Here is a 25267-nt window from a genome sequence, read left to right as displayed (position 1 = left end):
GATCAGGCACCTGCTTTCTTGAACGTCAGGGGAACGACGGTATTGGCATCATAACGGGCGCGACATTCTGCGATATCGCTGGCGCCTGCTTTACAGGCAACCTCCGGCATCGGGTAGCGGGAGCCGTCGGTGCAGCGGGCAGTACCGCGACTTTTAATCATCAGCTCGCCGTTGCTGTGCAGGCCGGAGAAGACCTCAACACGGCAGACAACGTTGTCGCCATGGACAACCCGGGCGAAGCCTTTATTGTTCTGGATCTGATAGCGCATTGACGGTGGCTTGCCGGTGACCGGATCTTTCACGTCCAGAACCGCACGCCAGGTACCGTTCAGGAAACGCGTCGATCCCGCTTTCACCTGATTCGCTTCCATCACCATGGCGTCTTTCGGGATGGCGACAATCACCACCGGAGCGGGCTGTGGCGCAGCAGCGGCCGGAGCCGCTTCTTTTTCTTTGCTGGCCACGACCTCTGCCTGATGCAGCGGTAATTTCATGGCCAGCGGCTCAACCGTTTTGATCGGCTTTGGCGCAATCTCTACTGGCTCAGGTGTCGGTGTCGGCACGGGCTCAGCGGAAGGGGACTGTTTTGGCCACAGCAGCGGTGCGGCAATGGCGGCAACGATCGCGACGGCAACCGGCAGCGTCCACAGGGGAATGCGACGTTTTTTCACGACGTTCGCCGGAACAGGTTCCTGGACTGGTTGCGCAACGGCCTGTGCCGGCTCAGGCTCATACAGATCTTCCGGCGTGATACGCACCACCGTGGAAGGGGCGATCAGCGGCTCGTCGGCGTGTTCGAAGGCCACAACCGGTTCTGGCTCAGGCTCGGGTTCAGGATCTTCAATCACAACGGGGGCAGGCTCAGGGACCAGCGATTCACGCAGGCAGTCGAGGACATCGTCGCGCGCATTTTCGTTCAGGTTTACAAACCCCCAGAAGCTGATGACCGGCTTTCCGTCCACCAGGAAGAGGAAGTTTTCACCCGGGAACTGAAACGCCTTTGACAGCAGAGAACCAAAAAGCTGCTGTGCGGTTTTGGGCGACTGAAGGCATTTCTTGCTTAACGACTCAACGCTGGCTAGCGTGTTTTCCAGATAGCGCAGGGCGCGATAACGGTCATCTTCATCGGCCGCTTTCCAGCTGGTTACGCTCCCTTCAACGGGGGAATACCAGTCCACGCGGTCACCGCTGTCGTTGACCTGAGGAATAGCCAGACAGTCGACGATGGCCTGTTGTTTGCGCAACCGGAGCGCTTCCCGGATTTGTAACGCTGATTCAAAAACGGCTTGTCCGCCGCCCCCAACGGCCTGAAAGTCATCCAGGTTACCGCTGCGTAAAAGAGTTTTTGCCACGATTTGATCCCATATACTTCTTCACACCGTTACTTTAACGAAACGAGGAAGCAACCAAACGGGGGAAGAGACGCTAAAAGGACCGATTTCTTGCGGCATAGAAAGTGACGGTTGTGCTTGACGAATAATGGCCCTTAAGGCAAATCACCTTTTTGGGCGCTGGCTGTTAAAACAGCAAAAAACGCGGCTTTAGAATAACCTGATAGTGTTTCGTTATTTGCCAGGTCATATCGCCTGTGCTGTTATTACTGTCTTATATAATAAAACTGTCAGGGTTATAACCATGTCTACAGGGAAAACACTGCTCGCCCTTGCGCTGAGCGCGCTGTTACCAGCCGGTGCCGCATGGGCGGCAAACAACGACACCCTTATTTACTGTTCTGAAGCGTCTCCCGAGTCCTTCAACCCGCAAATCGCCAGCTCTGGCCCGTCTTTTGTGGCCAGCTCTCAGGTACTGTACAACCGCCTGATCAATTTCGACCCGGTGAAAAACACACCGGTTCCGTCGCTGGCGGAGTCCTGGACGATTTCGCCGGACGGTAAGACGTATACCTTTGCCCTGCGCAAAGGGGTGAAGTTCAACAGCAATAAATACTTCAAACCGACGCGCGACTTTAACGCCGATGACGTTATTTTCTCGGTTCTGCGTCAGAAAGACCCTAAACACCCGTATCACAACGTGTCGCAGGGCAACTACGAATACTTTAACGATGTCGGTCTCGATAAGCTGATCCAGGACGTTAAAAAGGTCGACGATTATCACGTCCAGTTCACCCTCAGCGAACCCAACTCCGCGTTTCTGGCCGACTGGGGGATGGATTTCGCCTCGATTCTTTCCGCCGAATACGCCGACGCGATGCTGAAAAAAGGCACGCCTGAAAACGTAGACACCTGGCCGATTGGCACTGGGCCTTATGTGCTGCAGCAGTATAAGGTGGATTCGCTGATCCGCTACGTCGCGAACCCGAACTACTGGGAAGGCGAGGTGCCGACGAAGCATCTCATCTTCTCCATTACGCCGAATGTGGAAACCCGCCTGGCGAAGCTGCAGACCAACGAGTGCCAGATCATTCCTGCACCGTCCCCGGTTCAGTTTGACGTCATCAAGAATAACAAAGACCTGACGCTGCACTCGGTCGATGCGTTGAACGTCGGCTATCTGGCGTTCAACACCGAGAAAAAACCGTTTGATAACGTGCTGGTGCGCCAGGCGCTTAACTACGCGACCGACAAGAAGGCGATCGTCAATGCGGTCTTTATGGGGTCTGGTACGGTGGCAAAATCGCCGATCCCGCCAAATATGCTGGGCTTTAATAAAGACCTGAAGGACTACAGCTACGATCCTGAAAAAGCGAAAGCACTGCTGAAGCAGGCGGGGCTGGAGAAGGGGGCGGAAGTCACGCTGTGGTCAATGCCGGTTCAGCGTCCTTATAACCCGAACTCGCGCCGTATCGCAGAGATGATCCAGAGCGACTGGGCGAAAGTCGGCGTGAAGGCCAAAATTGTCTCTTACGAGTGGGGTGAATATCTCTCCGGAATGCGTAAAGGCGAACATGACTCCGCGCTGTTTGGCTGGATGTCCGATAACGGTGACCCTGATAACTTTGCCGACGTGCTGCTGGGCTGCAACAGCATTAAAACCGGATCAAACGCCGCGCGCTGGTGCGATAAGGGTTATGATGCTCTGGTGCAAAAAGCGAAGCTGACCAGCAGCCCGGCCGAGCGCGCGAAACTTTACGGCCAGGCGCAGGAGATTTTCTACCAGCAGGCGCCGTGGATCGCACTGGCAAACGGGAAAACGTTCTATGCAACCCGCAGCAACGTGACCGGATACAGCGTGAGCCTGATGGGCAGCGATTTCTCCAAAGCGAAGCTGAACTAAGCGTTTTATCGCCGGGTGGCGGCTACGCCTTACCCGGCCTACATTTGGCACCCGTAGGCCCGGCAAGCGTAGCGCCACCGGGCACACGACAAGGAGTGACAATGTCACATTTAAGCGAAGTTACCACCCGTGTCGATGCCGCTATCGAAGAGAGCGTGATTACCCATATGAATGAACTGCTGATCGAATTAAGCGATGACGCTGAGCTCAGCCGTGAAGATCGCTACACCCAGCAGCAGCGTCTGCGTACCGCGATTTCGCACCACGGTAAGCAGCATAAAGAGGAGTTGGACGCGCGTGAGGAACAGCTGACCAAAGGCGGCACCATACTGTAACGATCAAAACTGGCGTCGCGCCACCAGCCAGGCCCCGATGACCAGCATCACCGCGCCGCACGCCGGGCCAATGAGGGCGCGCAGCGGAATGCCGTTGCTTCTCAGCACGTCCATCACCAGCCCGCCAATCAGCTGGCTTGCTACCAGCACGGCGATAGTCGTCGCCGCGCCAACGTTCTGATACCCGCTGATGCTGGCAAACACGAAAAACGACCCCAGCAGCCCCGGAATAAGCGTCCACCAGCGTACCGTTGCGGCCAGCTCGCTGAATCCGGCGAAGCCCTGTTTCAGCAGCAGAATGCTGACAAACAGTACAATGCCGACCAGAGAGTTCAGCAGCATCGCGATAAGAATGGTGGAGGAGGACTGGGTGATACGCACCATTAAGGTATTTTGCAATACCAGTCCAATTCCCGCCGCCACCAGAAACGCTAGCGTCAGTGACTGATTCATGGGATAGCGTCCGGATCGCTGCGCTCGTCCAGCTGCAGCTGCAAAAAGGTCAAGTCCAGCCAGCGGCCAAACTTGGTTCCCACCTGCGGCATCTGCCCCGTGGTGACAAAACCAAGCGTTTCATGGAGATGAATCGAGGCATGGTTTTGCGCTTCAATACCGGCCACCATTACGTGTTTACCGATGGCGCGGGCCTCGTTAATCAGCGCGACCATCAGCGTGCGGCCAATGCCTTGTCCCTGATGATCCGGGTGGACGTAGACCGAATGCTCAACCGTATGACGGAAACCGTCGAAGGCGCGCCAGTCGCCGAAAGAGGCGTAACCGGTGATAACGCCGTTTTCCTCGCTCACCAGAACCGGGTAACCCGCGAGCGTGCGCGCCTCAAACCAGGCGATTCGGTTATCGGTATCGACGGTTTTATCGTTCCAGATCGCGGCAGTATGCAGCACCGCGTGGTTGTAGATTTCGCCTATCGCAGCGCAGTCTTCCTTGCAGGCATGACGAACGATCATGATTAACCCTCTGTGTGTTGTTCACTATAGTGTTACGTTATTCCTACGATATTACACAACCGTATAGCCCGAACGCTACGGCATAAGCCATATTTTTTTGTTATCAAAAGCCCATTGAAATGCCTTTCATACACTATAGTATGACGTCATGAACACCATAACAGACACGATGAATCAACGGATTAGCGCAAGAATTCGCCTTGAACGCGAGTCTCGCGGATGGTCCCTGAGCGAGCTTGCTGACCGGGCAGGAGTCTCGCGCGCGATGATCCACAAGATTGAACGCGGAGACAGCAGCCCGACAGCCACCTTGCTTGCTCGCCTTTCCGGCGCGTTTGGCATCAGCATGTCAACGCTTATTGCCCGGGCCGAAATGCAGGAGGGCAAGCTGCTGCGCCTTGCAAACCAGCCCGTCTGGAGAGATCCGCAGACGCACTATCTCCGCCGCCATGTTTCTCCCCGCACCGATCTGCCCATCGACCTTGTTCAGGTTGAACTGCCCGCGGGCAGCGATGTTCCGATGCCTGCATCTTCTTACGCGCTGGCACGTCAGCTTATCTGGCTCCAGTCCGGCGAGCTGGTGTTTCAGGAGGGCGATACGCGCCACGAAATGCACGCCGGAGACTGTCTCGAGCTGGGGCCGCCAAATGACTGCAGGTTCATCAACGAAACGAATGAAACCTGCATCTATCTGGTTGTACGGCTTAACCAGTCTGCCTCGTAATGCTAATGCGATAACGCCGATCGTGAGCCAGGCTGTAATGACATTTGTACCAGAAGGAGATCCCGATGAATCAACCTGTTTCGCAAAATCGCCGCTGGGTACTGGCCTCTCGTCCGCAGGGTGCGCCGGTCGCGGAAAATTTTCGTCTCGAAACGCAGCCTGTTCCCGCCCCGGCTGAGGGACAGCTTTTGCTGCGCACCGTCTGGCTGTCGCTGGACCCTTACATGCGGGGGCGCATGAGCGATGCGCCATCCTATTCACCGCCGGTTGAGCTGGGCGCGGTGATGGTGGGGGGAACGGTTAGCCGCGTTGAGCAGTCAAATCATCCCGACTTCAAAGCCGGGGAGTGGGTGCTGGGCTACAGCGGCTGGCAGGAATATGAACTCTCGGACGGCAGCGGCCTGGTGAAGCTGGGCGAAAATCCGTCACATCCTTCCTGGGCGCTGGGTATTCTGGGCATGCCGGGTTTTACCGCCTATATGGGATTGCTGGATATCGGGCAGCCAAAAGCGGGTGAAACGCTGGTGGTCGCCGCGGCGACAGGCCCGGTTGGTGCGACCGTCGGGCAGATCGGCAAAATTAAAGGTTGCCGGGTGGTCGGCGTCGCCGGTGGGGCTGAAAAATGCCGCCATGCCGTTGAGGTCCTCGGGTTTGACCTCTGTCTGGATCACCACGCGGCCGACTTTGCCGAACAGCTGAAACGCGCCTGCCCGAATGGGATTGACGTCTATTATGAAAACGTCGGCGGGAAAGTATTTGACGCCGTGCTGCCGTTACTGAATACCTCCGCGCGCGTGCCGGTGTGCGGTCTGGTGAGCGGCTACAATGCGACGGGCCTGCCCGAGGGGCCGGATCGCCTGCCGCTACTGATGGCGACCATCCTGAAGAAACGCATTCGTATGCAGGGCTTTATCATCGGCCAGGATTACGGTCACCGCATTAAGGAGTTCCAGGAAGCGATGGGGCGCTGGGTGCAGGAGGGCAAAATTCACTATCGCGAACAGATAACGGACGGGCTGGAGAACGCGCCCGAGGCGCTGATTGGCCTGCTTGAAGGGCGTAACTTCGGCAAAGTCGTGATTCGCGTCGCGAGTGACAATAAATAAACGGCACTATGGCGGGGTTTCCCGCCATATTTATTTGTGAAGATACGATATATTGTCTTTAATTAACGGACATGGCATTTCGCGTCCGCATCCCGGATGGGCCCGAAACCAATAAAAAAACAAATTTTGCTTTTTTGATGTTTTTACATACTTCCCACCACCAGGCATGACGATACAGGATATATCGGACCGGCGTCGTTTTAATAAAACTGGCGTTTAAAAATAGCATTAAGTTTTAGCTACAGGAATTGAACATGCTTGATTTGGACCACTTAGAAAAAGCCCAAAGGGTCAGTCTTACCATGCAAGTTGAACACAGTTTGAAAGGAGCGTTAATTACAGGCTCACTCAAACCTGGGGCACGACTGATTACGAAAGAGATCGCCGATAAATTAGGAACCAGTATTACCCCTGTTCGCGAGGCGCTGTTGCGCCTGGTGTCATCAGGGGCGTTACACGCCACGCCGGCACAGGCATTTCTGGTTCCGGAAGTCACGCTGGAGCGCTATAACGAGATTAACGCCATCCGCAAGCAGCTTGAGCCGATGGCGGTCGCCGCAGCCTGTCAGAATATGTCTGATAGCAAACTGGAGGCGTTGCGCAAATTGTCGGATGCCTTTCATGAGGCCATGCGCAACGGGAACGTCCAGCAGGCATTGCATGCGAATCGCGTCTTCCGGTTTACGCTTTATCAGTATGCAGAAATGCCAACGCTTAATGCCTTAATTGAGCAGCTCTGGGTGCGCATCGGGCCCTGTATGAACTATCTGCATCAGGAGCTTAACGACATCAAAGCCTCGACATATCACTATGACGAACTGCTTTCCGCCCTTGAGCGAAGAGATGTTGTTGCCTGCCAGAAGGCGATTGATAAGGTGATTGATGAAGCGAATTTGCTTTTACAGCGACAATATTTTAACTAAGAGATTATTTAGCAGAGCGACTATATTCCGCCCCTAATTATTTATCTGGTGAATAACTCCTGATGGTTTATTGCCATCAGGAGCGTTATTTCATTAATAAGATAAACTTTTCTTTTCGCTTACTCGAAGCGATAAGAGACCGACAGCCCGACCCCGTAGTTACGGCCTGGCGCAGGCTCGTAATAACGACCGTTAGACTCGTTGACAATAACCGAGCCCGCGTACTCTTTATCGAACAGGTTATCGACGCGGCCAAAGACATCCATGCCCCAGCTGCCGTAGTTGAATTTGTACCCGGTGTTCAGCCCGACCACAGTATACGACGGCGCTTTCGCCGTATTCTCGTCGTCGGCCATGATATCGCTCATGTAGCGCACGTCAGAGCCCGCGTACCAGCCTTCCTCCGGCTGCCAGCCAAACGAGGCGTAACCCATGTTGCGGGCAATGCCCGGCATCCGGTTACCGTTACAGTCTGCGTCGCTGCAGACGTTAGTCCGGTAGGTGGCATCCAGATACGTCCATGCCATCTTCAGCTTCCAGTTCTCAGCAAACTGCTGGTCGAGGGAGACTTCCACCCCCTGACGACGGGTTTTACCGGCATTTTTATAGCTGGTACGCCCGCCAGAGCTTGCATCCACCACGATCTCATCATCCGTATCGGTGCGGAACAGCGCCGCGGTCAGCAGGCCATTGCCGATGCGGGTTTTGCTGCCCACTTCATACGTGTTGTTGGTGGACGGCTGCAGGCCGATGTTCAGGCCGCCCTGGTTATCGGCGCGATAGGAAAGCTCGTTGATGGTTGGCGTTTCGAATCCACGCCCTGCGGCAGCGTAGAGGTTCCATGCGTCCGTCACCGCATACTTCACGGAACCGGCCGGGAGCCACTTATGATAGCTCGCGTCACCGCTGTCATCGCCGTTGCCCGGCGTAACGTAATGGTCGTTGGAATCAAACCAGACCGAGCTGTAGCGCACCCCCGCATCCACAGACAGCTTCTGCGTCAGCTGCCAGCTGGTTTGCAGGTAAGGATCGACGTTCCACATCAGGTTACGTTCGTTTCGACGCTTGTCACCCTTCACGCCGTAATCCGGCACGCCGTTGTTCATCACGAAGTTCTCGTATCCGCGACGATCTTCGCTCAGGTTTTCGTAGTTCAGGCCGGTAGTAAAGGTCACCGGCACCAGCAGCTCGCCGCGGTGCGTCCAGCGGGTATCGATACCCTGATAATGACGCTGCATATCAATCACGCCGCCGGAGTGGGAGGGTTTTAGCTGCGGCTGATACGGAATCGACTGGTACTGCGTCATTTCACGCTCGCCGGCGTACATCATTACGCTGAGATCGTCCTGAGCGCTGAGCTGGCGGTCGTAGCGCAGGCCGGCCTGGGTCTGCTTGATGGTCTTGCGGGTATTGTACTGATCGCCGCGTGGAGACTGACGCGGATTGTTCTGCCATTCCTGATAGCTCAGCCCGCCCGGATCGTTGGCCTTCATGTCCACGCTGTTGAAGATCAGCGTCAGCTTGCTCGCGTCGTCAATGCGCACGCCCAGCTTGGCATTGGCCAGATTCTTCCGCGCGCCGCTGTGGTCGCGGTAGCCTTTGGTGGTGAAACGGGTGGTGGAAACGGTGTAATCCACGTCCCCGGCGTGGGTGCCGTCACCCATCGCGCCGGTGGCTTTCATGCCGTAGCGCCAGGTCCCGTAGCTGCCGTAATAGCTGCTGGCTTCAATGGTTGGCGGCTGCTGCCCGGTCTGGGTGTTGATGTTAATCACGCCTCCGGAGGCGTTGCCGTACAGGGCCGAGAAGGGGCCGCGCAGCACTTCAACGCTCTCCACGCTGGAGAGATCGATGTTGGAGGTCTGGCCCTGTCCGTCCGGCATGGTGGCAGGGATACCGTCGACGTACATACGGATACCGCGCACGCCAAACGTTGAGCGGGCACCAAACCCACGCATTGAAAGCTGGAGATCCTGGGCATAGTTCTGGCGGTTCTGAATTTGCAGTCCCGGGACGCTGCCAAGAGATTCAGACAGGTTGATGCGCGGCGCGGCCTGGCGCATATCATCGCCGTTAACGACGCTGACAGCGGCCGGGGTATCGAGCTCCGATACGGTTTGCGGCGTGGCGCTGACGATCATGGTTTGTTCTTCCGCGCTCATTGCGCTAAGCGGCGCCAAAATAACGGGAACCAGCAGCAGCGGGAGAGAGGCCTTACGGGCAGAAATGATTTTCATGAATAAAACCGGTTGTGGTGTATAAACGAACCAAATGGAACATGTCCATACATGTTAAAGGTTTTGTAAATGTTTTGAAAACTATAACCGCACATTGCGTTAATGAAAGGCGAAGCGCGAAAGAAAAACTCCACATTCAGTCTATTAATGATTACTATTCTCATTATCAAAAGACAATGCCATGACGTTGTCTGCCGGAAGTGATGTCAGCCCAAACCCCTCTTTTCAGAAAAGGAATTGTTATGTCTTTACGTCATCTGTGCTCGCCGCGTCTGAGCCTGTCACTGCTGTCTGCCACTTTACTGCTTGCCGGGACGTTCCAGGTGCATGCCGCCGAAGAGGTGCTGCGTAAAGCGGTGGGCAAAGGGGCGTATGAAATGGCGGTCAGCCAGCAGGAGAATGCGCTGTGGGTGGCGACCTCGCAAAGCCGCAAAACCGATAAGGGCGGAGTTATCTATCGCCTTGATCCGGTTACGCTGGACGTGACGCAGGCGATTCACAGCGATCTCAAACCCTTTGGCGCCACGCTCGACGGCGCGACGCAAACCCTGTGGTTTGGCAACACCATCAACGGCGCGGTGACGGCCATCGATGCGAAAACGGGCGACGTGAAAGGGCGACTGGTGCTCGATAATCGCCAGCGCAGTGAAACCGTCAAACCGCTGCAGCCGCGCCAGCTGGTGGCGGATGACGCGAGCAACACGATTTACATCACCGGTGTCGGCAAAGAGAGCGTGATTTGGGTGGTGGATGGCGCAACGCTGAAGCTGAAAGAGACTATTGCCAATACCGGTACGTACAGCACCGGCCTGGCGCTGGATGCGCAGGCAAAACGTCTGTACACCACGAATGCGGACGGCGAGCTGGTAACCATTGATACGGCGACCAATAAAATCCTGAGCCGCAAAAAAGTGCAGGATGACGGCAAAGAGCACTTCTACCTGAACATCAGCCTCGATACCGCCGGCCAGCGCGCGTTCCTGACCGATTCAAAACAGCCGGAAGTGCTGGTGGTGAGCCTGAAAGACGGCAGCGTGATGGAGAAGATCGCCGCGCCTGAATCACTTGCCGTCCTGTTTAACCCAACGCGCAATGAGGTTTACGTGACGCACCGTGAAGCCGGTAAGGTGAGCGTGATTAACGCGAAATCTTATAAAGTCACCAAAACCTTCGACACGCCGGTCTACCCGAACAGCCTGGCGCTCTCTGCGGATGGCAAAACCCTGTACGTGACGGTGAAACAAAAATCCACTCGCCAGCAGGAAGCCACCCAGCCTGACGACGTAATTCGTATCGCGCTGTAAGATAAAAAAAGGGAAGGCATTTGCCTTCCCTTTTTAATGCTTACCGGATGCTTAACGCGAGGTTTCTTCTACCAGCGGTGCGTCGTGTTTTTCACCGTCGTGATGAACCGGCGCGGTGCTGTGGATCTCGTGAACGCGCTTACGCACGCCGAACCAGCCGGCAATCAGCAGTACCGCCAGCAGCGGAATGGTCGCGATGGTGTAGGTACCGTTCGGGTAGTCGAACGCCATCAGCACCAGCACGCTGAACAGGAACAGCAGGGTGAGCCAGGAGGTCACAGGTGCGCCCGGCATCTTGAAGCTCACATCAGCCGCTTTGCCTTCTTTGATCGCTTTGCGCAGACGCATCTGGCAGACCACAATGAAAGCCCAGGAGGCGATAATCCCCAGTGCAGCCACGTTCAGAACGATCTCAAATACGCGGGACGGCACCAGATAGTTCAGGAACACGCCAAAGACGTAAACCACCAGCGTTGCCAGAATCCCCGCATAGGGAACCTGCTGCTTGCTCATTTTCGACATGAACTTCGGCGCAGAACCGCCCATCGACATGGATCGCAGGATACGGCCGGTAGAGTAAAGGCCTGAGTTCAGGCTGGAGAGCGCTGCCGTCAGAACCACGATGTTCATGATGCTGCCAACGTAAGGCACGCCCAGCTTAGAGAAGAAGGTCACAAACGGACTCTGACCGGCCTGATAGGCAGTCCACGGGAGCAGCAGAACCAGCAGCACCACGGAACCGACGTAGAACAGACCGATACGCCAGATCACGCTGTTAATGGCTTTTGGCACCATGGTCTGCGGATCTTTACATTCACCTGCTGCGGTACCCACCAGTTCGATGGAGGCGAAGGCGAACACCACGCCCTGAACCAGGACCAGCGCAGGCAGCAGACCGTGCGGGAAGAATCCGCCGTTATCGGTTATCAGGTGGAAGCCGGTGGCATTGCCGTCCAGCGGCTTGCCGCTGCCGAGGAAGACGGTACCCACGACCAGGAACACCACGATGGCCAGCACTTTAACCAGCGCAAACCAGAACTCCATCTCCGCGAACCACTTCACGCCGATCATGTTCATGGTGCCGACAATCGCCAGCGCGCCAAGCGCAAAGACCCACTGCGGCACATCGCCAAACGCGCCCCAGTAGTGCATATACAGCGCAACGGCGGTGATATCGACAATACCGGTCATCGCCCAGTTGACGAAGTACATCCAGCCCGCAACGTAGGCCGCTTTTTCACCGAGGAATTCACGGGCGTAAGAGACGAAGCTTCCGCTGGAAGGGCGATGCAGTACCAGTTCGCCCAGCGCACGAAGAATAAAGAAAGAGAAGATCCCGCACACCAGATAGACCAGGGCGAGAGCAGGGCCAGCCATTTGCAGACGCGCACCCGCACCTAAAAACAGACCCGTTCCGATAGCGCCGCCGATGGCGATCATTTGAACCTGACGGTTGCCCATCGCTTTGTGGTAGCCCTCTTCGTGGGAGTTCAACCAGCGACGTTTAGCAGCATGATGATCGGCTGCGCTTTTATTGCTTGTTTTCATTGAGTTACCTGTTTGCCTGTCTGAACCATTATCGTGATAGTCCTGCCTGGCAGAGCGCAATACAAACGATTGCTTCTGCGCAAACACATGTCGCCTTCCCAGTCATTCTGCGTATGGATAAGGCGAAACATGGCGAGGCATCCTACCTGCAATTCATAAGCGACGCAAAATATAACCGTGCCGAAAGTGATGCACGTCGAAGGAAATCGTGTGGTCAGAGCAGACGGCGATCACAACACGCTGAATCGTGATGAGTTTTTAGACAAAACATGTGGCGGGTTGATTATTTAATCATCAGAATCTCTTAATTATTACCAGGTGGTAAAGATTTTGACTGCTGCAGAGCATCTAACAGTAACCTGAAAGCGGTAGTGTGCTGGCGACGGCTCGGATAATAAAGGTGATATCCCTCGAAGGTAGGGCACCACGATTCAAGGACCCTGACCAGCCGTCCGTGATTAAGCGCCTCCAGAACCGACGCCTCCGGCACGTAGGCTAATCCGAGTCCATTCTCAGCGGCGTCGATGCGCTGCGACAGGCTGCTCAGCGTAAGCTGCCCCTCAACCCGCACGCGAAGCTCGCGCCCGTCGCGTTCAAATTCCCAGTGATACAGTCCGCCGCGCGTGGGCAGGCGCATGTTGATGCAGCGGTGGTCAGCGAGCTGCTCCGGCGTCTGCGGCACGCCAAAGCGAGCCAGATAATCCCTGGAACCGACCACGGCCATGCGCATATCCGGCGCTATCCGTACCGCAATCATATCTTTTGCCACCTGTTCACCCAGGCGTACTCCCGCGTCGAAACGGCCATCCACGATATCCGTCAGGCCGTTATCTACCGTCACTTCGACGTTAATCTCAGGATACTGCACCATAAAAGCCTTCAGGACCGGCCAGAGCACGGCGTCCATCGCGTGTTCGCCGGCGACGATGCGGATAGCGCCTGCGGGTTTGTCGCGTGCGCTGCGAAGCGCCGTGAGTTCCTGTTCGATCTCCAGCAGATGCGGGCTTAAGCGCGTAAAAAGCTGCTCACCCGCGAGTGTCGGAACCACGCTGCGGGTTGTGCGGGTTAACAGGCGAACGTCGAGCCGTGCTTCAAGCTTGCGCATGGCATGACTCAGCGCCGATTGCGAGACGCCCAGCTGCGCCGCCGCGCGCGTAAAGCTGCGCTCGCGGGCGACTACCATAAAAGAGAGGAGGTCGTTGAAATTATCTTTTAGCATCGCGATTGCCTCTATTTATGAATTTCAATCATATTTCCTATCTGATTATGCACGCTAATGCTCCGGATTGCTTTGCGCTACTGTTAACCCAACAGTAAACGAGGAGCATAAGATGAAAATTATTCGCAGCGGATCATTACCTTCAGCAAAAGGGCCGGAAGCCTGGTTCACCGGCACCGTCCGCATTGACGCGCCATTTCAGGCGAGCGAACCTGCCAGCGTCGGCGGGGCAACCGTGACCTTTGAGCCGGGCGCGCGCACCGCGTGGCATACGCATCCCCTTGGGCAAACGCTGATTGTGACGCAGGGTCGCGGCTGGTTACAGGAGTGGGGCAAAGCGGCGGAAATATTGAATCAGGGCGATATCGCCTGGATCCCACCCGGCGTAAAGCACTGGCACGGCGCAAGCGCGCAAACGGCGATGACGCATATTGCCATCGCCGAATCCGTTAACGGCAGCCCGGTTGCATGGCTGGAAAAAGTCACCGACGAGCAGTATCCGAACGGCTAACCGCCAAAAACGGCAATCGCCTGCTGCAGGCGCGTGGTGCGCTGCGTCAGGTGATTCGCGGCGTGAGTGACGTTATCCACCATCCCCGTATTGTTGTGGGTCATTGCGCCGATACGGGAGATGGATGCGTTGATGAGCGTCAGCGCCTGGGTTTGCTCCTGCGTGGCATGGCCTATCTCCTTAATCAGGGAGGAGACCCGCAGCACGTTGTCGATCATGACCGTCAGCTGCGTTTCGGTTTGTTCTACCTTCTCTACGCCTGCGTTGACGCTGGCGACGTTTTTCTCAATCAGCGCTTTGATCTCTTTCGCCGCCGTCGCGGAGTGCTGCGCAAGATTGCGCACCTCAGCCGCCACCACGGCAAAACCGCGCCCGGCTTCACCCGCACGCGCCGCTTCCACGGCCGCATTCAGCGCAAGAATGTTGGTCTGGAAGGCGATACGATCGATAACGCTGATAATATCGACGATCTGGCTGTTATCCTGCGACACGGATTGCATCATACCGATGGTCTCTTTCATCATCGCTTCACCGCGGTGGGCGCTGTCGCGGGTGCGATCCGCCATCTCCGTGGCTTCTTTAGCCGTTTCTGCCGTCTGCTCCACCGCGCTGGCGATCTCTTCCACTGCTGACGCGGTTTGCTGCAGAAAGTCTGCGGTCTCTTCTGAACGCGTTTGCAGCGCCGCACCTTCTTTCGCGACCTGCTGGCTGATGGTGCCAATCCCGCTGATTTGCGCCCCGACATCGTCAACCAGCGAATTCAGGTTCAAGCCTGATTGATTCACCAGGCGCATCATCAGCCCGATGTCGTCGATCCTGTCAAAATGGTAATAGTCCGTTTTACGTCCTGAAACCACGCGCTGCATCTGTTGCACAATAGATTTTACCGGACGGGCGATCTGCGCATGAAGATAATAGGTCAGGGCAATAAACAGAAGCGCCAGACTTCCCGACTGCATAAGTTTATCAGGGAATAAATACACCGCCAGGCAGGAGAGTAACGCCGTCGTCGCAATACCCAGGTGGATGCGTTTACTGGTGCTGAGACATTTAAAGAGCGACATAAACGAAAATAAACCGCGCCGAACCAGTAACCCTTTATAAAAGCGGTAATGTTTTAATTCGTTATTACGCACTTTTGCATACAGTTTTTCACTGGCCGCAATCTCTTCCCGTGCGGGTATATTTCGCACGGAAATATAGCCCGTCAGGGATCCACCCTGCCAGACCGGCGTCACGTTGGCCCGCACCCAGTAGTGGTCGCCATTATGACGACGGTTCTTCACTAGCCCCGTCCAGGTCTCACCCTGCTGCAGGGTATACCACATGTCGCCAAACGCTTCGGCAGGCATGTCGGGATGGCGGATGAGGTTATGCGGCTCACCCAGAAGGTGTTCTTCTTTATATCCGCTGGCTTCAATAAAAGCGGAATTAGCATAGGTAATATGACTTTTGGTATCGGTGGTCGACATTAACGTCGAACCATCGTTAAGTAAATACTCGTTTTGTGTAACGGAACTGTTACGCCTCATGAGTAACTCCATGATGATGTGCAAGAATAAAAAATGCCCGGAAAATGCTCCGGCATGATAAATGTGATTATTTTTATATAACGCTCTGCTGCATATTCTGTCTGAAATTATGACTGCCTGAAATACCCGTTGTTCATTATTTTTAATCTGTTAATGCTGGCGAATGTAATAAAAATGAAAATATTTTCAGGAGCGTATTCTGGAGTCGCAGCAAATAAACGACATAACCCAAACTGAAAGAGGGAGATCGTCTCTCAGGATAAATTGCCATGCTGAAATAGAGTTTCGTTAACAGGATGAAAACGCTATGATTTGGTCAGTTTTCGTTATTACAGTGAGGCTGAGGTGAAAATTAACGTCATCGGAACCAGCGGGAGCGGAAAAAGCACTCTGGCGAAGCAGATTGCGACCGAACTGGCTATTCCCTATATCGAGATGGACAGACTCTACTGGCGGCCTGACTGGCAGGGAACGCCGGACGATGTGTTTCAGGAAAAGCTGGAGCAGGCGCTACAGGCTTCGCCAGACTGGGTGCTTGACGGCAACTATAACCGCACGCGCCCGGTGAAATGGCGTGACGTCGACGTTGTGGTATGGGTCGATTATGGCTTTGCACGCACCCTCTGGCAGGCCGTCAACAGGGCAGTCAAACGCGCCTGGCATAAACAAGAGCTCTGGCCCGGAACCGGGAACAAAGAGAGTTTCCGGCGCGCGTTCTTCAGCAGAGAGTCCATTCTCATCTGGACGATGAAAACCTGGCGTAACAACCGCACGCGCTATGAAGCCGATCTGCAAAACCCGCAGTATGGGCATATTCGCTTCGTCCGCATTACCCGGCGCGAGCAGGGGAAAACGCTGATTGCCGACTTAAAGTCTTATTCTTAGCATGGTTTTATATATCTGATTTCCGGCAAACTAAATGTAAATTAATTGTTTCTCAGTGGTGAAATGCGCCTTTAATAATGTCGACATGTTAAGTCAAACGAGAACGCAACATGTCATGGCGAATCAGCATTCTGGATAAAAGCCCCATCGCTGAAAACGAAACGGCTGCCGATGCACTGGCGCGTACGCTGGCGCTGGCGCAGCAGGCAGAAAATCTGGGCTATCACCGCTTCTGGATTGCCGAACACCACAACACTCCCCATCTTGCCAGCCCCTCGCCGGAGCTGCTGATTGCCTGGATCCTCGGGCAGACAACGCGCATCCGCGTCGGATCCGGCGGCGTGATGCTCCAGCACTACAGCCCTTATAAAGTCGCCGAGAATTTTAACGTGCTGGCCGCGCTGGCGCCCGGCCGCGTGGATCTCGGCGTCGGAAAAGCCCCCGGCGGGCTGCCGCTCTCAACCCGCGCGCTTCAGCAGGGTCTGAATCAACTGGAAAAGGGCAGCTTCGCCGAACAGCTGGCCCAGCTCGATCGCTGGATCCGTCCTGAGCATCAGTCTCATGAAGAGGCCGTTCGCGCCACGCCGCTGCCGCCGCTGCCTGCAGAGGGTTTCCTGCTGGGCGCGAGTATCGATAGCGCGCTGCTGGCCGCCGGGCTCGGCTGGCACTTTGTGTTTGCCGCGCATCTGAACGGTGACCCTGAGCTGCTGCGCGAGGTGGTCTCGACCTGGCGTAAGAACAGCACGCGGGACGTGATTGTGGCGGTACAGGCGATTGTCGCGCCGACGCAGGCAGAGGCGGAAGCCCTGGCGCAGAAGGTTGAAGTGTGGGGCGTTGAGCTGGCAAACGGCCAGCGTGTCACCGTGGCCAGCGAAGAGCAGGCCTACGCCTTTGCGCGCCAGGCGGGCAGCGAGCCGGTGCGCATTGCACGTCGGGCGCAGTCGCTGCTGGCGGGTACGGCTGAGTCGGTGCTCGAACAGCTTAACGCCCTGCATGAAAAGTGGGGTATTGACGAATTTATCATCGACACGCCGGTAGCGGAGGGGGCAACGCGCGTCGCGTCGCTGCGCCTGCTTGCCGAGGCGCGTCTTAACAAGGAGGTCACCGTATGAGCTTTGGCGAACAGCTGATTGCCTGGCGTCGCGAGCTGCACCAGAACCCGGAGCTCTCCGGCCAGGAAGTGGAGACCACAACGCGCCTGCGCCAGTGGCTGACGAATGCCGGGATTACTCCGCAGCCTTACGACCTGTCGACCGGGCTGGTGGCGGAAATCGGCTCGGGCAACAAACTGATTGCGCTGCGCGCAGATATTGATGCCCTGCCGATTGAAGAGCGCAGCGGCGTGCCGTTTAGCTCCCAGCGTGCAGGCGTAATGCATGCCTGCGGACACGATATCCACACCAGCGTGATCCTCGGCGCCGCGTTAAAGCTGAAAGAGCGGGAAGCGTCGCTTAACGGCCGGGTGCGGATCCTGTTTCAGCCTGCCGAAGAGAACTTTGGCGGTGCGAAGAGCATGGTTCGGGCCGGTGCCCTGCGTGACGTCAGCGCCATCTTCGGCATGCATAACGAGCCCGGCCTGCCGGTCGGTGAGTTCGCTACCCGCGGCGGGCCGTTTTATGCCAACGTCGATCGCTTCGTGATCCGCATTACCGGTAAGGGCGCGCACGCCGCGCGTCCGCACGAAGGCAACGACGCCATCGTGCTGGCGAGCCAGCTGGTAACGGCGCTGCAAAGCGTCGCCAGCCGCAACGTCAACACGCTGGACTCGGTGGTGCTGAGCGTGACGCGCATTGCAGGCGGTAACACCTGGAACGTGCTGCCGGAAAGCGTCGAGCTGGAAGGCACGCTGCGCACCCACCGCACGGAAGTGCAGCAGAATGTGAAGGCCCGCGTGGGCGAAATCGCCGCCGGGTTTGCCAGCGCCTTTAGCGCGCAGATTGACATCACCTGGTATGCCGGGCCCACCGCGCTGGTGAACGACGAGCGCTGGGCCGATTTCGCCACCTCGGTCGCCAGAGAAGCAGGCTACGAAACCCGGCACGCCGAGCTGCATATGGGCGGGGAAGATTTCGCGGTCTATCTGCAGCATATCCCTGGGGCATTTGTCAGCATCGGCAGCAAAAGCCCGTACGGTTTACACCATCCGGCATTCAATCCGGATGAAGCATTAATTGAGCCCGCTGCCCGCTATTTTGCACAGCTTGCGGAAAAAGCCCTGCAACACGTCTAATTCTTAAGAGGTGAATATGTCTGCACATCGTCAACTGCGGCTGGGGACCATTTTGCATGGTGCATCCGGAAATATGTCCGCCTGGCGTCACCCTGAGGCCGTCGCCGATGCCAGCATCAATTTTGATTTCGTCAAAGCGACGGCGTTAAAGGCGGAGGAGGGCAAACTCGATTTTTTATTCGTTGCCGACGGTCTCTATATCAACGAGAAATCGATCCCGCATTTTTTAAATCGCTTTGAACCGCTGACGGTGTTATCCGCTCTCGCCAGCATCACCTCGCGCCTGGGGCTGGTGGGAACCTTATCCACCTCCTACAGCGAGCCTTTCACTACGGCGCGCCAGTTCGCCAGCCTCGATCACCTGAGCAACGGGCGCGCGGGCTGGAACGTGGTGACTTCCCCGCTGGAAGGATCAGCAAAGAACTTCTCTCGCGAAAAACACCCCGAGCACGCGCTGCGCTATCGCATTGCGGATGAGTATCTCGACGTGGTGAAAGGGCTGTGGGATTCCTGGGAAGGCGACGCCTTTGTGCGCAATAAAGAGAGCGGTCAGTTTTTTGACCCGGCAAAATTGCATACCCTGGACCACCGCGGTGATTTCTTCCAGGTCGCCGGTCCGCTTAATATTGGGCGAACGCCACAGGGGCGGCCGATTGTCTTTCAGGCAGGCGCGTCGGACGACGGGAAAAAGCTGGCGGCGAAACATGCCGACGCCAATTTTACCCATCACGAAACGCTCGACGAAGCGAAAGCCTTTTACCGCGACGTGAAGCAGCAGCTGGAAAGTAACGGACGCCGCGCGTCGGATTTACATATTTTCCAGGGCGTCAGCGTGATTGTGGGTAAAGACGCCGATGACGTGGAAAACCAGTATCAAACCACGGCGGCGCTGGTGTCGATTAACGATGCCCTCAACTACCTCGGACGCTATTTCGAGCATCACGATTTCAGCCAGTATCCGCTCGACGAGCCGTTCCCGGATATCGGCGACTTAGGCAAAAACAGCTTCCGCAGCACCACCGATGAAATTAAGCGTAACGCCCGCGAGCGCAGCTTAACCCTGCGTCAGGTGGCGCTTGAAGCCGCTTCGCCTCGCCCGCGCTTTTCCGGTACGCCGGAAGAGGTGGCCGACGGCCTGCAGGCCTGGTTTGAAGGCTATGCCGCAGACGGCTTCATCATTCAGGGCGGCACGCCGGACACCTTCCCGCGCTTTGTTGACCAGGTGGTGCCTGTTTTACAGGCGCGCGGCCTGTTCCGTACCGACTACCCGGGCACCACGCTGCGCGAAAGTTTGGGTTTAGACGAACCTGGAAACCAATACACACAACAATAAAAGAGAACCCCGCTATGCAGAAAACAACGCTTATTCTGGCGCTCGCGCTGGCCTTTTCCCCTGCCGTCTGGGCAGTGAATGTGAATATTAACGGCACCGGCGTGAGCATCGAGGCCAATAAAACGCCGGTTAATACCGTCAAAAACAACGATGCGGTGGCACAGCTGCCGAAAGACTATCGCTTTGCCGTCCCGGGGAAATTTACCGTGGCGGTGGCGGGCCTCAATCAACCGCCGCTGACGGTGTTTTCCGATGACAACAAAACGCTGTTAGGGAGTGAAGTGGACGTCGCCCGTCTGGTCGCTGACAGCCTGGGGCTGGAGCTAAACGTGGTGCCGACCTCCTGGGAAGACTGGCCGCTGGGCGTGGCCTCCGGGAAATATGATGCCGCCATCAGCAACATTACCGTCACCAAAGAGCGTAAAGAGAAATTTGACTTTGCCACCTACCGCAAAGATTCCCTCGGGTTCTACGTGAAATCAACCAGCCCGATCAAGTCGCTGCAGAAGGCTGAGGACATCGCCGGGCTGCGGATTATCGTCGGCTCCGGCACCAACCAGGAGGCCATCCTGCTGGCCTGGAATGCCGAAAATCTCAAGAAGGGGCTGAAGCCCTTTACTCCGATCTACACCAAAGACGATGCGGCACAAACGCTGGCGCTGCAGTCCGGGCGCGCGGATGCCTACTTTGGTCCGAACGTGATTGGCGCCTGGAAAGCGGCGCTGAACGGGAAAACCAAACTGGTGGGTAGCGTCGACGGCGGCTGGCCGAAGGCGGCGCACATCGCGGTCACGCTGAAGAAAGGCAGCGGGCTGGTTGAGCCGGTGCAAACCGCGCTGAACGGCGTCATCAAAAACGGCGACTACGACAAAGTTCTGAACCGCTGGGGGGAAGGCGTTGAGCGTATTCCTCAGTCAGAAGTGAATCCGGCTGGCCTGGGCGATTAAGGAGGCGTGATGAGCGAACGATTTCGTGATGTTTCCCCGGAAGACGCCGAGCTTCAGCCCATTATCGAAGGGCTGTTCGGTGAATATGCCGCCCGCTACGGGGACTACTTCTCCAAAGACGCGGAGGTTGAGCTCACCGAATGGTATTTAGCGCCGCAGGGGCTGTTTATCGTTCTGGAGCGCGACGGGAAGATTATCGCCACCGGCGCGTACAAACCTTTCGACGAACGCACCGCGGAAATCAAACGCATCTGGACGGACAAAACCCTGCGTCAGCAGGGGCTTGCCGGGCGCGTGGTGCAGGAGCTCGAGCGCAGGGCGGTGCTGGCAGGATACAGCCAAATTTACCTGACAACCGGCTTTCGCCAGCCGGAAGCGGTACGGCTCTATCTCAGCCAGGGCTATCAGGCGCAGTTCGATCTGAACCGCGATCCGGAAGAGTACAGCCAGCCGCCGTTTGACGGCCGGCTGCGCTTCACCAAAACGCTGGTACGCGAAGCGTTCAGTAAAACCGCATGAGGAACGACGATGAGCAACGTTGAAACCATTAAGGTGGTCCCGGCGCGTTATCCGCTGCGGGCCGTCGGCGCCGCGGTGGCGCTGTTTGTCCTGGCGGTCGTGATTCAGTCTGTGGCCTTTAACCCGCGCTGGGAGTGGGCGGTGTTTGCCCGCTGGTTCTTTGACCCGGTGATCCTTGAAGGTGTCGGGCAGACCCTGCTGCTGACGCTGATCGGCACCGCGCTGAGCGTGGTGTTTGGCGGCATGCTGGCGCTGGCGAGACTCTCTTCATCCTGGCTGCTGAGCAGCCTGGCGTGGGCCTATATCTGGCTGTTTCGGTCGCTGCCGCTGATCGTGGTGCTGATTATCCTGTACAACTTTTCCTATCTCTACGACACGCTCTCGCTCGGCGTGCCGTTTACCGGTATTACCTGGGGCAGTTTTGAAACCATCAACGTGCTGGGGCAGTTCTCTACCGCCGTGGTGGGGCTCACCCTGGTGCAGAGCGCCTATACCGCCGAGATCGTTCGCGGTGGTTTCCTCGGGGTCGATCACGGCCAGTATGAGGCCGCCGCCGCGCTGGGCCTCCCCGCCTGGCGCCGCACGGTGCGCATCATTTTGCCTCAGGCGCTGCGCACCATTCTGCCGTCGGGGTTCAATGAAATCATCAGCCTCGCCAAGGGCACGGCGATGGTGTACGTCCTGGCGATGCCGGAGCTGTTTTATACCATCCAGATGATCTACAACCGCACGCAGGAGGTGATCCCGCTGCTGATGGTCGGTGCCGCGTGGTACCTGGCGATCACCACCGTCCTGTCCGCTATTCAGTATGGCGTCGAACGCGCGCTTGCCCGCAGCGAACGCCGCTCTGCCGTTAATCAGAACCGTGCCGCCCGTCGCACCCGTTCTGTCACCACCACGCCAGCACAGGAGCCCGTCCATGCAAGCCTCTCCTGAAGGACACATTTCGATTACCGGCGTCAGCAAGTTTTTTGGTCGCCATAAGGCGCTCGACAACGTTTCGCTGGAGATCCCGCCCGGGTCCGTGACGGTGATCCTCGGGCCGTCGGGCTCCGGTAAATCGACACTGCTGCGCACTATTAACCACCTGGAGCGCGTTGACGAAGGCTTTATCCAGATCGACGGGGACTACATCGGCTATCGCCGTCAGGGCGACAAGCTCTATGAGCTGAAGGAGAAGGAAATCCTCAAACAGCGCGTCAACGTGGGCTATGTGTTCCAGAACTTCAATTTGTTTCCGCATCTCACGGTGCTGGAAAACCTGATAGAGGCGCCCATCGCGCATAAAAAGCTCAGCAAAAAAGAGGCGGTGGAAAGGGCGTACAGCCTGCTGGACGTGGTTGGGCTGCGGGATAAAGCCGATGCCTGGTCGCGCCATCTTTCCGGCGGGCAGCAGCAGCGTATCGCCATTGCCCGCGCGCTGGCGCTGCGTCCCCGCGTGATGCTGTTTGATGAGCCCACTTCGGCGCTGGATCCGGAGCTGGTGGGGGAAGTGCTGGACGTGATCAAAAAGCTGGCCCGGTCCGGCACCACGCTGGTGGTGGTGACGCACGAGATCGGCTTTGCCCGGGAAGTGGCGGATCAGGTGGTGTTTATGGTCGACGGAAAAATCGTCGAGCAGGGAAGCAGTGACGAGGTATTAAACCGTCCGTCACATGCGCGAACGCGCCAGTTCTTGTCAAAAGTGCTGTAAGGAGCGCCAATGAAATACGGACTTCTGGCGGGGCTGATCTTCACGACGGTGAGCCACGCCAGCATTAATTTGAAAGCCAACGAGCAGCCTCTGCCGGTGACGGTCGATCCCCAGGCCGTGGCGAAGATCCCCGCCAATTACAAATTCGTTGAGCCGGGTACGCTCACGGTCGCCGTTTCGGCGCTGAATTCTCCGCCGCTGGCGCTGCTGGCCAGCGATAACCGCACGCGGATCGGCAGCGACCCGGATATTGCCCGCCTGCTGGCGGGCAGCCTGGGGCTGAAGCTAAAGCTGGTGCCGACGGCGTGGGAGGACTGGCCGCTGGGGATCGCCTCCGGGCGCTACGACGTGGCGCTGGTGAACATTGCGGTGACCGAACAGCGTAAAGAGAAGTTTGATTTTGCGACCTACCGCGTCGATTCGCTGGCGTTTTCGGTGAAATCCACCAGCGAGATCCAGTCAATCAAAAGCGCGGAAGATCTGGCCGGGAAAAAGGTGATCGTCGGCTCTGGTACCAATCAGGAACGCATCCTTTTGGGCTGGAACGAAGAGAACAAAAAGGCGGGAAGGGCGCCTGCGCTGCCGGTCTATCTCCACGACGATGCCTCGGGCAATCTCTATATTCAGTCCGGCAGGGCGGACGTGTTCTTTGGTCCGCAGTCGGTATCGGCCTATAAGGCAGCGCTCACGGGCAAAACCCGCGTCGTCGGTTTAGGGCCGAAAAAAGCCTATGTCGCGACCACCACCAAAAAGGGCAATGAGCTGGTGTACGCGCTGCAGGCCGCGCTGGACGGCGCGATTAAGCGGGGTGATTACCAGAAGGTGCTGGCGCGCTGGGGCGAGCAGGGCGAAGCGGTGGCGCAGTCGGAGGTCAACCCGCCTGGGATAACCTACTAATGGTGCTCTATACCCAAAATAATTCGAGTTGCAGGACAAAATGGCTTGCCGTTTTGAACAGCGCTTGCGCTGGCCCCGAAGGGGCGAGGCTACAGGCCGAGTAACGCGGCAAGGGAACGAATTCCCGGGAGCGTACACTAGTACGTGACTGGGGTGAGTGAGTGCAGCCAACGCACCTGCAACTTGAAGTATGACGGGTATACACTTAGGGTTTTCATCCCTGAGGAGGCAACATGATTAAACTCTATGGCGTACCCGGCTGGGGCTCGGCGATCGGTGAAGTGATGCTAACCCTGGCCGATATCCCCTATCAATTTATCGACGTGGACGGGTTTGACCAGCCCGGTCCGCAGCGCGAGCTGCTGCAAAAGCTCAACCCGCTGTGTCAGGTGCCCACGCTGGAGCTGGAAAATGGCGCCATTATGACCGAAACGGCGGCGATTGCCCTGATGGTGCTCGACAGATGCCCCGATCTCGCGCCGCCCGTGGGGCAGGCCGAACGCCAGCAGTTTCAGCGTCTGCTGATCTGGTTTGTGGCCAACGTCTATCCCACGTTTACGTATGCAGACTATCCCGAACGTTGGGCGCCGGATGCGCCTGAACAGCTGCAGAAAAACTGCATCGAATACCGGAAGTCCCTCTATTTGTGGTTCGAAACTCAGCTCAAGGCCGCCCCGTTTGCGTTGGGGGAACGGCTGACGCTGCTGGATGTGTATATCGCGGTGGCGCGAACCTGGGGGCCACGCCATGACTGGTTTGCGACCAATACGCCGAGGTTTATGGCTATTGCGGACACCGTATGCCAGCTGCCGGAACTGCACAAGGTGTTAAAGGCCAACGGTATTATCTGATAACGTGGAGCCCTGACTCACAACTGGAAGCCTGCATATGCCACACGTAGATATCAAATGTTTTCCCCGCGATTTGAACGACGAACAAAAAGCCGCACTGGCCGAGGATATTGCTGAGGTCATTATTCGCCATTTCAACAGCAAAGACAGCTCTGTCTCCGTTGCGTTGAATCAGGTGAACCAGGAGGACTGGAAAGCGCAGGTCTGGGATACCGAAATAGGACCGAAGCTGGACGAATTAATTAAAAAGCCTGGCTATTCAATGTAAGCGCAC

The 25267-nt window shown here is 56.8% G+C and carries 23 protein-coding genes and 1 pseudogene; 17 read left to right on the top strand and 7 right to left on the bottom strand.

The genetic code is table 11. From position 1 onward, the window contains the following. Positions 1-2 precede the first annotated feature (2 nt). Positions 3-1352, bottom strand: a complete 1350-nt coding sequence (locus SPG90_RS07560) for an SrfA family protein (RefSeq protein ID WP_126303404.1) — start codon at positions 1350-1352, stop codon at positions 3-5. Between the two features lie 283 nt (positions 1353-1635). Here SPG90_RS07560 and SPG90_RS07555 point away from each other — a divergent pair, with 283 nt between their 5' ends. Beyond that, complete coding sequence (locus tag SPG90_RS07555) at positions 1636-3234, top strand: ABC transporter substrate-binding protein (RefSeq protein ID WP_126303403.1); 1599 nt, start codon at positions 1636-1638, stop codon at positions 3232-3234. Positions 3235-3335: 101 nt separating this feature from the next. Beyond that, the gene (locus tag SPG90_RS07550) at positions 3336-3569 is read left to right on the top strand and encodes a YdcY family protein (protein WP_047174489.1); all 234 of its coding nucleotides are present in this window, start codon (positions 3336-3338) and stop codon (positions 3567-3569) included. Positions 3570-3572: 3 nt separating this feature from the next. On the opposite strand, the gene SPG90_RS07545 is transcribed toward SPG90_RS07550, so the two are convergent. Together SPG90_RS07545 and SPG90_RS07540 are read right to left on the bottom strand one after the other, a co-directional pair. Further along, positions 3573-4022 carry a DMT family transporter gene (locus tag SPG90_RS07545; protein ID WP_047174488.1) on the bottom strand — a complete coding sequence of 150 codons (450 nt, stop codon included), beginning with the start codon at positions 4020-4022 and terminating at the stop codon, positions 3573-3575. Further along, complete coding sequence (locus SPG90_RS07540; RefSeq protein WP_047174487.1) at positions 4019-4537, bottom strand: GNAT family N-acetyltransferase; 519 nt, start codon at positions 4535-4537, stop codon at positions 4019-4021. The genes SPG90_RS07545 and SPG90_RS07540 overlap by 4 nt, the downstream gene beginning before the upstream one ends. Before the next feature lie 148 nt (positions 4538-4685). On the opposite strand from SPG90_RS07540, the gene SPG90_RS07535 reads away from it, so the two are divergent. The 3 genes from SPG90_RS07535 to SPG90_RS07525 all read left to right on the top strand — a co-directional run bounded on the left by SPG90_RS07535 (position 4686) and on the right by SPG90_RS07525 (position 7290). After that, positions 4686-5261, top strand: coding sequence for a helix-turn-helix domain-containing protein (locus SPG90_RS07535; protein WP_023311983.1), 576 nt, complete (start codon positions 4686-4688; stop codon positions 5259-5261). Between the two features lie 65 nt (positions 5262-5326). Then, a complete protein-coding gene (locus SPG90_RS07530; protein WP_047741953.1) occupies positions 5327-6367 on the top strand; it encodes an NADP-dependent oxidoreductase in 1041 nt (346 codons plus the stop codon). A gap of 254 nt (positions 6368-6621) precedes the next feature. Beyond that, entirely contained in the window at positions 6622-7290 is a 669-nt protein-coding gene (locus tag SPG90_RS07525; protein WP_023311981.1) for a GntR family transcriptional regulator, read from the top strand. A 119-nt stretch (positions 7291-7409) separates the two neighbouring features. On the opposite strand, the gene pqqU is transcribed toward SPG90_RS07525, so the two are convergent. Next, positions 7410-9524: a TonB-dependent receptor PqqU gene (gene pqqU, locus SPG90_RS07520; RefSeq protein WP_023311980.1), complete on the bottom strand. Its 2115-nt coding sequence runs from the start codon at positions 9522-9524 to the stop codon at positions 7410-7412. Between the two features lie 242 nt (positions 9525-9766). Here pqqU and SPG90_RS07515 point away from each other — a divergent pair, with 242 nt between their 5' ends. After that, positions 9767-10828, top strand: coding sequence for a YncE family protein (locus SPG90_RS07515; RefSeq protein WP_126303401.1), 1062 nt, complete (start codon positions 9767-9769; stop codon positions 10826-10828). Positions 10829-10879: 51 nt separating this feature from the next. Here the strand turns inward: SPG90_RS07515 and ansP are convergent, their stop codons facing one another. After that, a complete protein-coding gene (ansP, locus tag SPG90_RS07510; RefSeq protein ID WP_163353873.1) occupies positions 10880-12376 on the bottom strand; it encodes an L-asparagine permease in 1497 nt (498 codons plus the stop codon). Between the two features lie 304 nt (positions 12377-12680). Then, entirely contained in the window at positions 12681-13595 is a 915-nt protein-coding gene (locus tag SPG90_RS07505) for a LysR family transcriptional regulator (protein WP_045400026.1), read from the bottom strand. Between the two features lie 112 nt (positions 13596-13707). Between SPG90_RS07505 and SPG90_RS07500 the strand changes: the two genes are divergently transcribed. After that, entirely contained in the window at positions 13708-14106 is a 399-nt protein-coding gene (locus SPG90_RS07500; protein ID WP_023311976.1) for a cupin domain-containing protein, read from the top strand. Here the strand turns inward: SPG90_RS07500 and SPG90_RS07495 are convergent. Then, positions 14103-15638, bottom strand: coding sequence for a methyl-accepting chemotaxis protein (locus tag SPG90_RS07495; RefSeq protein ID WP_126303399.1), 1536 nt, complete (start codon positions 15636-15638; stop codon positions 14103-14105). The genes SPG90_RS07500 and SPG90_RS07495 overlap by 4 nt on opposite strands. A gap of 345 nt (positions 15639-15983) precedes the next feature. On the opposite strand from SPG90_RS07495, the gene SPG90_RS07490 reads away from it, so the two are divergent. The 10 genes and pseudogenes from SPG90_RS07490 to pptA all read left to right on the top strand — a co-directional run bounded on the left by SPG90_RS07490 (position 15984) and on the right by pptA (position 25261). Continuing rightward, positions 15984-16523 carry an AAA family ATPase gene (locus SPG90_RS07490; RefSeq protein WP_045400195.1) on the top strand — a complete coding sequence of 180 codons (540 nt, stop codon included), beginning with the start codon at positions 15984-15986 and terminating at the stop codon, positions 16521-16523. Between the two features lie 110 nt (positions 16524-16633). Further along, positions 16634-17635: an LLM class flavin-dependent oxidoreductase gene (locus tag SPG90_RS07485; protein ID WP_045400021.1), complete on the top strand. Its 1002-nt coding sequence runs from the start codon at positions 16634-16636 to the stop codon at positions 17633-17635. Beyond that, positions 17632-18753, top strand: a complete 1122-nt coding sequence (locus tag SPG90_RS07480) for an amidohydrolase (protein WP_045400018.1) — start codon at positions 17632-17634, stop codon at positions 18751-18753. Before SPG90_RS07485 ends, SPG90_RS07480 begins: the two co-directional genes overlap by 4 nt. A 16-nt stretch (positions 18754-18769) precedes the next feature. Next, positions 18770-21033: pseudogene (locus SPG90_RS07475) on the top strand (NtaA/DmoA family FMN-dependent monooxygenase). A 9-nt stretch (positions 21034-21042) separates the two neighbouring features. After that, positions 21043-21552, top strand: coding sequence for a GNAT family N-acetyltransferase (locus tag SPG90_RS07470; RefSeq protein ID WP_032656866.1), 510 nt, complete (start codon positions 21043-21045; stop codon positions 21550-21552). Between the two features lie 9 nt (positions 21553-21561). Next, on the top strand, positions 21562-22488 hold the full coding sequence (locus SPG90_RS07465; RefSeq protein ID WP_045400006.1) for an amino acid ABC transporter permease: 927 nt from the start codon (positions 21562-21564) through the stop codon (positions 22486-22488). Continuing rightward, entirely contained in the window at positions 22472-23245 is a 774-nt protein-coding gene (locus SPG90_RS07460; protein WP_023335851.1) for an amino acid ABC transporter ATP-binding protein, read from the top strand. The genes SPG90_RS07465 and SPG90_RS07460 overlap by 17 nt, the downstream gene beginning before the upstream one ends. Before the next feature lie 9 nt (positions 23246-23254). Beyond that, complete coding sequence (locus SPG90_RS07455; RefSeq protein WP_164554882.1) at positions 23255-24142, top strand: ABC transporter substrate-binding protein; 888 nt, start codon at positions 23255-23257, stop codon at positions 24140-24142. Positions 24143-24375: 233 nt separating this feature from the next. Then, positions 24376-24993 (top strand): glutathione S-transferase family protein, encoded by a 618-nt coding sequence (locus tag SPG90_RS07450; RefSeq protein ID WP_126303393.1) that lies wholly within the window; start codon positions 24376-24378, stop codon positions 24991-24993. Between the two features lie 37 nt (positions 24994-25030). Next, positions 25031-25261, top strand: coding sequence for a tautomerase PptA (pptA, locus tag SPG90_RS07445; RefSeq protein WP_023311964.1), 231 nt, complete (start codon positions 25031-25033; stop codon positions 25259-25261). Positions 25262-25267: the final 6 nt, after the last annotated feature.

The sequence above is a fragment of the Enterobacter sp. D2 genome, assembly GCF_034427575.1.
Classification (GTDB): Bacteria; Pseudomonadota; Gammaproteobacteria; order Enterobacterales; family Enterobacteriaceae; genus Enterobacter; species Enterobacter cloacae_M.
The sequence above is the reverse complement of the archived record's forward strand: the minus strand, read 5'-3'. Positions and strand labels throughout refer to the sequence as shown.